General features: G+C 71.6%; 11 protein-coding genes. 9 read left to right on the top strand and 2 right to left on the bottom strand.

The annotated features are described in order from the left end of the window. The first annotated feature begins 40 nt into the window (after positions 1 to 40). The 3 genes from ACFVAJ_RS04440 to ACFVAJ_RS04430 all read left to right on the top strand — a co-directional run bounded on the left by ACFVAJ_RS04440 (position 41) and on the right by ACFVAJ_RS04430 (position 3,574). A complete protein-coding gene (locus ACFVAJ_RS04440; RefSeq protein WP_376941595.1) occupies positions 41 to 571 on the top strand; it encodes an adenylate/guanylate cyclase domain-containing protein in 531 nt (176 codons plus the stop codon). A 2-nt stretch (positions 572 to 573) separates the two neighbouring features. Then, complete coding sequence (locus tag ACFVAJ_RS04435) at positions 574 to 1,998, top strand: mechanosensitive ion channel domain-containing protein (protein ID WP_376941594.1); 1,425 nt, start codon at positions 574 to 576, stop codon at positions 1,996 to 1,998. A gap of 82 nt (positions 1,999 to 2,080) precedes the next feature. Continuing rightward, positions 2,081 to 3,574: a sugar porter family MFS transporter gene (locus ACFVAJ_RS04430; protein WP_376941593.1), complete on the top strand. Its 1,494-nt coding sequence runs from the start codon at positions 2,081 to 2,083 to the stop codon at positions 3,572 to 3,574. A gap of 30 nt (positions 3,575 to 3,604) precedes the next feature. On the opposite strand, the gene ACFVAJ_RS04425 is transcribed toward ACFVAJ_RS04430, so the two are convergent. Continuing rightward, entirely contained in the window at positions 3,605 to 4,348 is a 744-nt protein-coding gene (locus tag ACFVAJ_RS04425) for a DUF305 domain-containing protein (RefSeq protein ID WP_376941592.1), read from the bottom strand. Continuing rightward, the gene (locus tag ACFVAJ_RS04420) at positions 4,345 to 5,040 is read right to left on the bottom strand and encodes a DUF3105 domain-containing protein (RefSeq protein ID WP_376941591.1); all 696 of its coding nucleotides are present in this window, start codon (positions 5,038 to 5,040) and stop codon (positions 4,345 to 4,347) included. The genes ACFVAJ_RS04425 and ACFVAJ_RS04420 overlap by 4 nt, the downstream gene beginning before the upstream one ends. Before the next feature lie 321 nt (positions 5,041 to 5,361). On the opposite strand from ACFVAJ_RS04420, the gene ACFVAJ_RS04415 reads away from it, so the two are divergent. The 6 genes from ACFVAJ_RS04415 to ACFVAJ_RS04390 all read left to right on the top strand — a co-directional run bounded on the left by ACFVAJ_RS04415 (position 5,362) and on the right by ACFVAJ_RS04390 (position 12,203). Then, positions 5,362 to 6,735: a cystathionine beta-synthase gene (locus ACFVAJ_RS04415; RefSeq protein ID WP_376941590.1), complete on the top strand. Its 1,374-nt coding sequence runs from the start codon at positions 5,362 to 5,364 to the stop codon at positions 6,733 to 6,735. Positions 6,736 to 6,773: 38 nt separating this feature from the next. Then, entirely contained in the window at positions 6,774 to 7,940 is a 1,167-nt protein-coding gene (locus ACFVAJ_RS04410; protein WP_376941589.1) for a cystathionine gamma-synthase, read from the top strand. Positions 7,941 to 8,073: 133 nt separating this feature from the next. Next, positions 8,074 to 8,865 carry a slipin family protein gene (locus ACFVAJ_RS04405; RefSeq protein ID WP_376941588.1) on the top strand — a complete coding sequence of 264 codons (792 nt, stop codon included), beginning with the start codon at positions 8,074 to 8,076 and terminating at the stop codon, positions 8,863 to 8,865. Positions 8,866 to 8,979: 114 nt separating this feature from the next. Then, positions 8,980 to 10,389 (top strand): APC family permease, encoded by a 1,410-nt coding sequence (locus ACFVAJ_RS04400; protein WP_376941587.1) that lies wholly within the window; start codon positions 8,980 to 8,982, stop codon positions 10,387 to 10,389. Next, positions 10,386 to 11,345 (top strand): cyclase family protein, encoded by a 960-nt coding sequence (locus tag ACFVAJ_RS04395; RefSeq protein ID WP_376941586.1) that lies wholly within the window; start codon positions 10,386 to 10,388, stop codon positions 11,343 to 11,345. Before ACFVAJ_RS04400 ends, ACFVAJ_RS04395 begins: the two co-directional genes overlap by 4 nt. 27 nt (positions 11,346 to 11,372) lie before the next feature. Further along, positions 11,373 to 12,203, top strand: coding sequence for an aldo/keto reductase (locus tag ACFVAJ_RS04390; RefSeq protein WP_376941585.1), 831 nt, complete (start codon positions 11,373 to 11,375; stop codon positions 12,201 to 12,203). The last annotated feature ends 14 nt before the right edge of the window (positions 12,204 to 12,217 follow it).

Genomic DNA, 12,217 nt, shown 5'->3' with positions numbered 1-12,217 from the left:
CCCTTGCGGAAAGTGGGGGACAGAGGAGACCATCGCCGAGGTGCACCAGGACGTCGCCGTCATCTTCGCCGAGCTCGTCGGCTTCGACGACTACGCCGCGACGCTCGACGACGACGAGGAGCTCGGCCAGCTCAACGCCCTGATGCGCAGCTTCGACGAGGCGGCCGAGCGCGCCGGGGTCGAGAAGGTGCGAACGCTCCGCAACGGCTACCTGGCGAGCTCGGGACTCATCGTGCCCCGCGTCGACAACGTGCGCCGGGCGGTCGACTTCGCGGTCGAGCTGCGCAACGTGATCTCGCGCTTCAACGCGCAGCACGAGGCATCCGTCGAACTGCGCGCGGGCGTGTCGAGCGGCAGCGTGACGAGCGGCCTCGTCGGCCGGACGAGCCTCGCGTACGACCTGTGGGGTGACGCGGTGAATCTCGCCTACCGGGTGCGCGGGGTGACCGGCAGCCCGGGTATCTACGTCAGCCAGGCGGTCAAGGACCGGATGCTCGAGGGTGCGCGGATCGTGTCGGCCGGCACCATCGAGACGGCGGACGGCGCCGAGACCGTCTGGCGGGTGGAGTAGCCGTGGAGGAGCTCTTCGGCTCGGGCTGGCTCGTGTGGGCGATCGTGCTCGCCCTCGGCGTTCCGCTGCTGCTCGTCGTGCTCACCGAGGTGCTCGGCTGGCTGACCCGCCGCGGCAGCGCCGCTGCGAAGCCCGTGCGGCTGCTGCGCAACTGGGTGGTGCCCGTCGCCGCCCTGTTCGGGCTCCTCGTCTTCGCCGTGCAGTCGCCGGCCGACCAGGTCTGGGCGCGGGTCGTCGCGACCGTGCTCGGGTTCCTCGTCATCCTGCTCGTGCTCAGCGCCCTCAACGTCGCCCTCTTCGCGAACGCGAAGCCCGGCAGCTGGCGCGAGCGGATCCCGTCGATCTTCGTCGACCTCGGCCGGCTCGTGCTCATCGTCGTCGGGCTCGCGATCCTCTTCTCCTGGGTGTGGAACGCCGACGTCGGCGGCCTGATCGCGGCCCTCGGCGTCACGTCGATCGTGATCGGCCTCGCGCTGCAGAACGCGGTCGGCGGCATCATCTCGGGGCTCCTGCTGCTCTTCGAGCAGCCGTTCAAGCTCGGCGACTGGCTCGACGCGGCGGGGGTGCGCGGCCGGGTCGTCGAGGTGAACTGGCGGGCGGTGCACATCGACACGGGCGCGGGCGTGCAGATCGTGCCGAACTCCTCGCTCGCGGGCGCCTCCTTCACGAATCTCAGCCTGCCCACCGAACTGCATCGGGCCGGCACCACCGTCGCGTTCTCGACGGACGACCCGCCGCACGAGGTCATCGAGCTGCTCGTCGAGGTCGCGGGCACGCTGCCGATGCGGATGCCGGGCGAAGCGCCGTCAGCCCGCTACCTCGGGGCGGCGAAGTACGAGGTCGACGTGCCCGTGCAGGGCCCGGCGACGGCCGACGCCGCCGTCTCGCTGCTGCTCGCCTGGCTCTGGTACGCCGCCCGGCGACGCGGGCTCTCGCTCGACGGCGACGCGAGCGACCCGATCGCCGAGCCCGATCGGCTCGACGAGGCGCTCGCGCAGGTCGCGCCCGCATTCCGGCTGAGCGCCGACGACCGCGCGCGCCTCGCCCCGAGCTGCCGGCTCGAGCGGTACGGCACGGGCGAGGTCGTGCAGCAGCCCGACCGCGTGCCCGACGTGATGCGGGTCGTCGTCGACGGCCGCCTCCGGCTGGCGGTCGTGACCGACCGCGGGCCGATCGAGTCGGGCGTCGCCGACGTCGGCGACTCGGTGGGCCAGACGGTGCTGACGCGCGAGCCCTCGTTCGTGCGCGCCACCGCCGCCGAGGTCACGACGGTGCTCGTCATGCCGCTCGCGGTGATCGACGAGATCGTGCACACGAACCCCGCGGTCGCCCGCGACATCGGCCAGGCGATCGAGACGCGTCGCCGGGCGGCGGCCGAGGCGCTGGCCTCGGCGGGGATCGTTCGGGGAACGCTCGACCGGCGCTGAATCACGACGTCGCCGTGCCGTCGCCCGGGCACGGGAGCGCGGCCGCAGTAGCGTGGTCGACACGATGTCGAGGGGGAGACACATGGCGGAACAACTCGGCGAGGGCGGCGCACCGGCGGCCGCGACGGTGGCGGGGCCGAACGCGAAGGCGCTGAACCGGCGGGTCGTCGGGCTCGCGGCGGCGGGTGCCGTCGGCGGCTTCCTCTTCGGCTTCGACTCCTCGGTCGTGAACGGCGCGGTCGATGCGATCGAGGACGAGTTCGGGCTCTCGGCCGCGGCGACGGGTTTCGCCATCGCGAGCGCGCTGCTCGGCTGCGCGATCGGCGCCGAGCTCGCGGGCCGCCTCGCCGACCGCTGGGGCCGCATCCCGGTCATGCTGCTCGGCGCGGCGCTCTTCCTCGTCTCGTCGATCGGCTCGGGGTTCGCCTTCGCCGGCTGGGACCTCACGATCTGGCGCATCATCGGCGGGATCGGCATCGGCATCGCCTCGGTCGTCGCGCCCGCGTACATCGCCGAGATCTCACCGCGGAAGCAGCGCGGCCGGCTCGCCTCGCTGCAGCAGCTCGCGATCGTCTTCGGCATCTTCGCCGCCCTGCTCTCGGACGCGCTGTTCGCGACCGCGGCGGGCGGTGCGGGCGAGCCGTTCTGGTTCGGCCTCGAGGCCTGGCGGTGGATGTTCCTCGCCTGCATCGTGCCCTCGCTGGTCTACGGGCTGCTCGCGCTGCGACTCCCCGAGTCGCCGAGGTTCCTCCTGAAGCAGGGCAAGGAGGAGGTCGCGCGCTCCGTGCTGGCGCAGATCCAGCCGGCCGACGAGATCGACCGCTCGGTCCGCGAGATCCAGGACACGATCGCGAACGACAAGCTCGCGAACCGCAAGGGCGCGCTGCGCGGCCCCGTGCTCGGCCTGCGCCCGATCGTCTGGATCGGCATCCTGCTGTCGGTGTTCCAGCAGTTCGTCGGCATCAACGTGATCTTCTACTACTCGACGACGCTCTGGAGCGCCGTCGGCTTCGACGAGTCGAACTCGCTGCTGATCAGCGTGCTCACCTCGGTGACGAACATCGCGGTGACCTTCGTCGCCATCGCGCTCGTCGACCGGGTCGGCCGGCGGCCGCTGCTGCTCGTGGGCTCGGTGGGCATGACCCTCGCGCTCGCCACGATGGCGGTCTCCTTCGGCAACGCCGTCACCGTCGACGGCGAGCTCAGCCTGCCGGGCGCCTGGGGGCCGACCGCGCTCGTCGCCGCGAACGTGTTCGTGATCGCGTTCGGCTTCTCGTGGGGTCCGCTCGTGTGGGTGCTGCTCGGCGAGATCTTCCCGAACAGCATCAGGGCGCGGGCGCTCGGACTCGCCGCGTCGGCGCAGTGGATCGCGAACTTCCTCGTCACGGTCAGCTTCCCGGTGATGAGCGACTTCTCGCTCGTCTTCACCTACGGCATGTACGCCACGTTCGCCGCGCTGTCGTTCTTCTTCGTGCTCACGAAGGTGCCCGAGACGAACGGCATGTCGCTCGAGCAGTCGGAGACGCTGTTCCCGCCGAAGGGCTCGGCGAGGAAGAAGCCGGCGGCGGCCGAGTAGCGAGGGCTTCGCTCCACGACCGGCCGGACCCTACCCGACCGGCGGGGCTCCGCGCTCGGCGAGCATCGACTCCATGAGCTCGATCTCGCTCGTCTGGCTGTCGACGATCGATTGGGCGAGCGCCACGACGACCCCGGTCGAGGAGCGATCGAGCACGGCCTCGGCCATGTCGACGGCGCCCTGGTGGTGGGCGATCATGAGCTCGAGGAACCGCACCTCGGCCTCCACTCCGGAGAGCGTACGGAGTTCTGCGACCTGCTCGGGCGTCGCGAGCCCGGGCATCGGCGCGCCGGGCTCGTGGGCCGCGCCGTCGGCGCCCGACCCGTCAGCCCCGTGCGAGGCGTGGCCCGTGCCGTCGGCGGCGGGCCGAGTCATCCACGTCATCGACGGTTCGCGGCCCGACTGCGGGAGCCCCCAGCTCGCGAGCCAGCCGTACATCTGTCCGGCCTGCTGCGCCTGCGTCGTCGCGATGTCGTAGGCGAGCAGCCGCACCTCCTCGTCGGAGGTGGCGTCGCGGATGATCATCGCGAGCTCGACGCCCTGCTGGTGGTGCACCTGCATGTCGCGCGCGAATCCGGCTTCGGCGCTCGTCGTGGTCGGCGTCGGCTCGGCGAGCGTCGAGAGGCGGCCGACCGAGAACGCGGCCACTGCCACGACGACGACGGCGAGCACGGCCACGATCGCGACGGCGACGCGACCGCCCCGGCCCCGTCGGGGCGAGGGCGATGCCGGCGCGGCCGGGGAGGAGGCCGTCGCGGTCTCGAGTGCGGTCACGACACCTTGCCGGGTGCGTCGTAGGCGCCCGTGCACAGTGCTCCCGGCTCGGGCACGTTCTGGCTCTGCCAGTACTCCTCGAAGAAGGCGGCGATGCGCGGGTCGTCGGCGTCGTCGAGCTGGAGCTGCGAGTTCCAGCCGCTCAGCACGATCGGCGAGGGCAGGCCCTCGAACGGCGACAGCACGACGTAGCTCGAGGGCAGCTTCGACTTCAGCGTCGCGAGCTCGTCGTCCGAGACCTTCGTCGCGTCGTAGGTGACCCAGATCGCGCCGTGCTCGAGCGAGTGCACCGCGTTCTCGTTGGGCACGGGCTGCTCGTAGACGCCGCAGTTCAGCCACACCTGGTTGTGCTCGCCGCCCGCTGGCGGGGTCTGCGCGTAGTCGACGGTGCCCTCGACGTGGCCTGCGCCGTTCTCGAACGTCTCGACGCCCTCGATCGAGGCGCCGTCGCCGCCCGCGCCGTAGCTGGCGGGCTGCGGGGTGAGCACGATCGCGGTGATCAGCAGCGCGATGACGGCGACGCCGCCGGTGACGCTCGACCACAGCACGATCTTGCGATTGCGCTTGGCCCGCGCCTCCTTCTTGCGGAACTCCTCGAGCTTGCGCTGGCGCTCGGCGGCGCGCTGCTCCTTGATGCTCTGCTGCTTCGCCTGCTGCTTCGCCTTCGGGGGGATGGGCGGGGTCGCGCTCACGCGGGCCTCTCTCGATTCGGGGACGCCGACGGAGTCGAGGAACCCGTCGACGTCAGGGGGACGTCAGAACCATACGAACGCATGCGGCTGGGAGAACGCCGCATCGCACGTGCGGCATGCGGCCCGCGGCATCCGCCTCGCACCCCCGTCATCGTGACAGGCCGCGCACCGCCGGGCTAGAGTTGACCACGTGATCCTCTCGCTGTGTTGTCGCTGACGCCGACGTCTCCCGACCCCACGCACGCACGCACACTCGCCCCGATCGTTCGCCGCCCGTCATTCCGCCGGCCGAACAGCCGCGGCCGATACGCAAGGACACCCATGAAGTACGCAGAATCCATCGTCGATCTCGTCGGCGACACGCCCCTCGTTAAGCTCCAGCACGTCACGAAGGGCGTCACGGATGCCACGGTGCTCGTCAAGCTCGAGTACCTGAACCCGGGCGGCTCCTCGAAGGACCGCATCGCCGGCCGCATCATCGACGCCGCCGAGCGCGACGGCCTGCTGAAGCCGGGCGGCACGATCGTCGAGCCGACGAGCGGCAACACCGGCGTCGGCCTCGCGCTCGTCGCGCAGCAGCGCGGGTACCGCTGCGTGTTCGTGTGCCCCGACAAGGTCGGCGAGGACAAGCGCAACGTGCTCACCGCCTACGGCGCCGAGGTGGTCGTGACCCCGACCGCGGTCGCGCCCGACAGCCCCGAGTCGTACTACGGGGTCTCCGACCGGCTCGCTCGCGAGATCCCCGGGGCGTTCAAGCCCGACCAGTACTCGAACCCGAACGGCCCGCGATCGCACTACGAGACCACCGGCCCCGAGATCTGGCGCGACACCGACGGCCGCGTGACGCACTTCGTCGCGGGCGTGGGCACGGGCGGCACGATCACGGGCACCGGGCGATACCTGCGCGAGGTGTCGAACGACGCGGTGCGCATCATCGGCGCCGACCCCGAGGGCTCGGTCTACTCGGGCGGCACGGGCCGGCCCTACTTCGTCGAGGGCGTCGGCGAGGACTTCTGGCCGACCGCGTACGACCCGAGCGTGCCGCACGAGATCATCGCCGTGAGCGACGCCGACTCGTTCGCGATGACCCGCCGCCTCGCCCGTGAGGAGGGCATTCTCGTCGGCGGCTCGAGCGGCATGGCCGTCGTGGCGGCGCTCGAGGCCGCGTCGGCGCCCGGCGTCACCGCCGACGACGTGTTCGTCGTGCTGCTGCCCGACGGCGGCCGGGGATATCTCGGCAAGATCTTCAACGACAAGTGGATGCGCGCCTACGGCTTCGGCAACGCGCCCGCAGGGCACACGATCGCCGAGCTGCTCGCCGCGAAGGCCGACCGCACCGCCCCCCTCGTCTACGTGCACCCGAACGACACGGTGAAGGAGGCCATCGACCGCATGACCGAGACCGGTGTCTCGCAGCTCGTCGTGCTGTCGGCCGAGCCGCCCGTCGTGCTCGGCGAGGTGCTCGGCGCGCTGCACGAGGAGGTCCTGCTCGACCAGGTGTTCTCGGGGGTGGTGAAGCTGACCGACGAGGTGAGCACCGTCGTCGGCGATCCGCTGCCGCTCATCGGCGTGACCGAGCCGGTCGCGTCGGCCCGTCAGGCCTTCGCCGGCGCGCCCGCGATGCTCGTCACCGACGGCGGCAAGGCGCTCGGCGTGATCACCCGCACCGACCTGCTCGGCTACCTCTCCCACTAGACCCCACCGACGTTCACCACTCACGAAAGCTCATCACCATGCACGACGACGCACGCTTCGACACCCGCGCGATCCACGCCGGCCAGGCCTTCGACCCGACGACCGGCGCGGTGATCCCGCCCATCTACCAGACCTCGACCTACGTGCAGGACGGCATCGGCGGCCTCCGCGGCGGCTACGAGTACTCGCGCGGCGGCAACCCCACGCGCACGGCGCTCGAGACGCAGCTCGCCGCCCTCGAGGGCGGCGCGCACGGACTCTCGTTCGCCTCGGGCCTCGCCGCCGAGGACGCGCTGCTGCGCACGGTCGTGAAGCCCGGCGACCACGTGCTCATCGGCAACGACGTGTACGGCGGCACCCACCGGCTCATCCGTCGCATCTTCGGCGACTGGGGCGTGCGCCACTCGACCGTCGACACGAGCGACGTCGACGCGGTGCGCGCGGCGATCGAGCCGGGCGCGACGAAGGTGCTCTGGATCGAGACCCCGTCCAACCCCCTCATGAAGATCTCGGATGTCACGGCGCTCGCCGAGCTCGGACACGAGGCGGGCCTCCTCGTGGTCGTCGACAACACCTTCGCGTCGCCCGCGCTGCAGCAGCCGCTCGCGCTCGGCGCCGACGTCGTCGTGCACTCGACGACGAAGTACCTCGGCGGGCACTCCGACGTGGTCGGCGGTGCGCTCGTGTTCGGTGCGGGCGAGGGCCTCGACGAGGTGCACGAGCGGGTGCAGTTCACGCAGTTCGCGGCCGGCGCCGTGTCGGGTCCGTTCGACGCGTTCCTCACCTCCCGCGGTATCAAGACGCTCGGGGTCCGCATGCAGCGGCACAGCCAGAACGCCCTCGCGATCGCCCGTCGTCTCGACGAGCACGCCGCGATCGAGCGCGTCTACTACCCGGGGCTCGAGTCGCACCCCGGGCACGAGCTCGCCGGCCGGCAGATGTCGGGCTTCGGCGGCATGCTCTCGATCTCCCTCGTCGGCGGCGGTGCGGCGGCGCGTCGTTTCGCGGAGTCGACCGAGCTGTTCCAGCTCGCCGAGTCGCTCGGCGGGGTCGAGTCGCTCGTGAACTACCCCTCGGAGATGACGCACGCCTCGGTGAAGGGCACCGAGGCGGAGGTGCCCGAGTCGGTCGTGCGCCTTTCGGTCGGCATCGAGGACGTCGACGACCTGCTCGCCGACATCGACCAGACGCTCGGTCGCCTGTAGTGCGACCGGCCGGCTGCCGAATCCGGCGGCCGGCCGCGAGGTCGACCCGATCCGGCGGTCGTGGCCGCCGTCGGTGCGACAATGGAGGTGACGGCGCGCGGCCCGTCACCGGCGCCGCTGGGAGATGAGTCTCATGGTCTGGCTCTGGATCACCGTGATCGTCGTCGTCATCCTCGCGATCATCCTCTTCTTCATGTCGGTGAAGATCGTGAAGCAGTACGAGCGCGGCGTCGTGCTGCGGTTCGGCCGGCTGCACAGCGTGCGCGATCCCGGCATCCGGTTCATCATCCCGATCGTCGATGTGATGACCAAGGTCTCGCTGCGGGTCGTGACACTGCCCATCCAGTCGCAGGGCATCATCACGCGCGACAACGTGAGCGTCGGCGTCTCGGCGGTCGCGTACTTCCGTGTGACCGACGCCGTGAAGTCGGTGATCGTGATCGAGAACGTGAAGTCCGCGATCGACCAGATCGCCCAGACCACGCTGCGCAAGGTCATCGGCCAGCACCACCTCGACGAGGCGCTCTCCGACACGGCGGTCCTGAACGTGAACATCCGCGAGATCCTCGACGTGACGACCGCCGAATGGGGCGTGCAGGTGACGCTCGTCGAGCTGAAGGACATCCTGCTGCCCGACGCGATGAAGCGGGCGATGGCCCGCCAGGCCGAGGCGGAGCGCGAGAAGCGGGCGAAGATCATCGCCGCCGAGGGCGAGGCGCTCGCCGCCACGCAGCTCGGTGTCGCGTCCGACACGATGATGGCGCACCCGCTCGCCCTGCAGCTGCGCACCCTGCAGACGCTCGTGGAGGTCGGGGTCGACAAGAACACGCTCGTGGTGGTTCCGGCGCCCCTGCTCGGTTCGATCGGCGAGCTGACCTCGTTCATCGATCGGGAGACGGCGGTCGCGCAGCTGCGCGCGCGCTGACCGGGGGTGCGCCCCCGGCGTACGCCGGGGTGCCCGCGCCGAGTGGCAGGATATCGATGAAGAGTGTCGATCCAGCCATCGCGGTGGGTCGTCGGGATGCCCCAGAATGAGCGGGTGACTTCGAACGACACCGCCGCACGCGCGGCCGAGCCCGCGGCGAGCGGCGAGCACCACGGCGGCACCCTCGGCCTCGGCCAGGGCACGGCGCTCTACATCGCGAGCGTGCTCGGCACCGGCATCCTCGTGCTGCCCGGCCTCGCCGCCGAGGCCGCCGGCCCCGCCTCGATCGTGGCCGTCGCCGCGGTGCTCGTGCTCTCCATCCCGCTCGCCGGCACCTTCGCCGCGCTCGCGGCGCGCTACCCCGACGCGGGCGGCGTCGCGAGCTACGTGCGACGGGCGCTCGGCGACACCGCCGCGCGCATGGCGGGCTACTGGTTCTACTTCGGCGTGTGCATCGGCGCCCCGGTGCTCGCGGTGCTCGGCGGCGAGTACGTCGTCGCGGTGCTCGGCATCGACCGCTCGGCCGTGCCGCTCATCGGCCTCGCGGTGTTCGTGCCGCCGTACATCGCGAACTGGTTCGGGGTGCGCGTCGCGGGGTGGGTGCAGTTCGTGCTCTCGGGCCTCCTCGTGACGGTCGTCGTCGGCGTGGTCGCCGTCACCTTCCCGGCGGCCGACGTCGCGAACTTCCAGCCGTTCCTGCCGAACGGCTGGGCGGGCGTCGGCGTCGCGATCAGCCTCTTCGTCTGGGCGTTCGCCGGGTGGGAGGTCGGCACCCACATCGCGGGCGAGTTCAAGAACCCCCGCCGCACGATCCCGCTCGCGACGGCGATCGCGGTGGCCGTGGTCGGCGTCGGCTACCTCGCCCTCCAGTTCGTGACCGTCGCCGTGCTCGGCGACGAGGCGGGCGAGGGGCAGGTGCCGCTGCTCGCCCTCGTCGAGACCACCGCGCCCGGCATCGGCCCGGTGCTCGTGGCGATCATCGCGGCCATCGTCACCGTCGGCGTGATGAACGCGTACCTGCCGGCGTTCGGCAAGCTCGGCGCCGCGCTCGGTCGAGACGGCGACCTGCCGAAGTTCCTCGCGAAGGGCGCCGCCGACGGCGAGGTGCCCCGACGCGCCCTCGCGGTGACCGGCGTGCTCATCCTCATCTACTACGGGCTGATGCTCGCGAACGACCTCGACCTCTCGGGCTTCATCCTGATCCACACGAGCAACATGGTCGCGATCTACGCCGCCGGCATGCTCGCCGCGACGCTGCTGCTGCGCCGCTGGTCGTTCGGCTGGTGGCTCGCGGTCGTCGCAACCGTCATGACGGTCGGCCTGCTCGTGCTCGCCTGGGCGAACCTCCTGGTGCCCGCGGTGCTCGCGCTCGCCGCGGTCGCGGTGACGGTGGTGCGCCGCTGGCGGGCGCGGCGCGCACCGGGCGCGACGGATGCCACGGCCGAACCCGCAGAACCCGCAGACCTCGTCGCCGTGGGCGCCGACACGACCCCCGCCCCCATCCCCGAGGAGCAGCACGCATGACCGAGTACCGCGCCCGTTTCGACGCCGAGATCGACTTCGTGAACGGGGGAGGGCTGCGCGCGGAGGGGTTCCGTCTCGACCTGCCCTCGCCCGATCTCGGCGAGGCCGAGATCGGCGAGCTGCTCGTGCGGCACCTCGGGCTCGCGCTCGTCGGCCGGGTCGCGCTCGCGAACCTCGAGATCGTCGCCGAGCCGCACCGGGGGTCGCGGGGCGTCGGCGCGGTGGGCGACGTGAGCGGGGCGGGGCACGAGGCATCCGATGCCTCTCGTACCGAGCGCCCCGTGCTCGTCGACCTCAGCCACACGATCTCGGCGGGGCTCATCACCTACCCCGGCCTGCCCGCGCCGACGATCACCCCGCACCTCACCCGCGAGGCGTCGCGCGAGCACTACGCGCCCGGCACCGAGTTCGCGCTCGACGTCATCACGATGATCGGCAACACCGGCACGTACCTCGACAGCCCCTACCACCGCTACGCCGACGGCGGCGACCTCGCGAGCCTGCCGCTCGAGACGCTCGTCGGCCTCCCGGCCGAGGTGTTCAGGCTGACGGATGCCACGGGGCGGGGGATTCCGGCCGAGGTGTTCTACGATCGCGAACTGGCGGGTACCGCCGTGCTGCTGCACACCGGGTGGAGCCGCCACTTCGGGCGGCCCGAGTACGCGACGGGCGCGCCGTTCCTCACCGAGGCCGGGGCGCGGCACCTCGCCTCGGCCGGTGTCGCAGCCGTGGGCATCGACTCGCTCAACATCGACGACGCCGAGTCGGCCGGCGAGCGCCCCGCGCACTCCGTCCTGCTCGAGGCCGGCGTGCACGTGATCGAGCACCTGACGGCGCTCGAGCGGGTGCCCGTGCGCGGGGCGCGATTCACGGCGGTGCCGCCGCGCGTCGAGGGCTTCGGCACCTTCCCGGTGCGCGCATTCGCCGAGCTCCCGTCGGGGAGCCCTGTGGCGTGAGGGCCGCGCGTGCGTGAGTATTGAGGAATGAGCGTTCCCGCCTATTCCCTTCGCGACGGCAACACGATTCCCGCGATCGGGCTCGGCACCTACGGGCTGAACGACCAGCTCGGCATCGAGGCGATCACCTCGGCCATCGCCGACGGCTACCGGCTCATCGACACCGCCTACAACTACGGCAACGAGGAGGCGGTGGGCGAGGCGATCGAGCGCACCGACGTCGACCGCAGCGACCTCGTCATCACGACGAAGCTGCCCGGCCGCCACCACGGCTTCGACGAGACGCTCGCGAGCTTCGAGGAGTCGCGGAAGCGGCTCGGCCTCGAGTGGGTCGACCTGTACCTCATCCACTGGCCGCTGCCGCGCATCGACAAGTACCTCGAGAGCTGGCGGGCGATGATCTCGCTGCGCGAGAAGGGGCTCGTGCGGGCGATCGGCGTCTCGAACTTCACGCCGGCCATGCTCGAGCGGCTGATCGACGAGACCGGCGTCGCCCCGGTCGTCAACCAGGTCGAGCTCCACCCCTACTTCCCGCAGGACGAGCTGCGGGCCTTCCACGACGAGCACGACATCCGCACCGAGAGCTGGAGCCCGCTCGCGCGTCGCACCGAGCTGCTGCGCGAGCCGGTCGTCGTCGAGCTCGCGACGGCCCACGGGGTGAGCCCCGCGCAGCTCGTGCTGCGCTGGCACGTCGAGCTCGAGGCGGTGCCGATCCCGAAGTCGTCGGACCCCGAGCGCCGGCGCGAGAACCTCGACGTGTTCGGCTTCGCGCTCAGCGCCGAGGAGGTCGCGGCGATCTCGGCGCTCTCGCGGGGCCGCATCTGGGGCGCCGACCCCGACACCCACGAGGAGTTCTGAGCGGCGCGAGCCCG

Source organism: Agromyces sp. NPDC057679, assembly GCF_042799635.1.
Taxonomy (GTDB): Bacteria; Actinomycetota; Actinomycetes; order Actinomycetales; family Microbacteriaceae; genus Agromyces.
The sequence above is the reverse complement of the archived record's forward strand: the minus strand, read 5'-3'. Positions and strand labels throughout refer to the sequence as shown.

What these genes read in the sequence shown, in the direction of transcription:
- ACFVAJ_RS04415 (WP_376941590.1), top strand. Translation starts at nt 5,362, where the DNA reads ATGAAGTACGCAGAATCCATCGTCGATCTCGTCGGCGACACGCCCCTC.
- ACFVAJ_RS04395 (WP_376941586.1), top strand. Translation starts at nt 10,386, where the DNA reads ATGACCGAGTACCGCGCCCGTTTCGACGCCGAGATCGACTTCGTGAAC.
- ACFVAJ_RS04405 (WP_376941588.1), top strand. Translation starts at nt 8,074, where the DNA reads ATGGTCTGGCTCTGGATCACCGTGATCGTCGTCGTCATCCTCGCGATC.
- ACFVAJ_RS04410 (WP_376941589.1), top strand. Translation starts at nt 6,774, where the DNA reads ATGCACGACGACGCACGCTTCGACACCCGCGCGATCCACGCCGGCCAG.
- ACFVAJ_RS04390 (WP_376941585.1), top strand. Translation starts at nt 11,373, where the DNA reads ATGAGCGTTCCCGCCTATTCCCTTCGCGACGGCAACACGATTCCCGCG.
- ACFVAJ_RS04430 (WP_376941593.1), top strand. Translation starts at nt 2,081, where the DNA reads ATGGCGGAACAACTCGGCGAGGGCGGCGCACCGGCGGCCGCGACGGTG.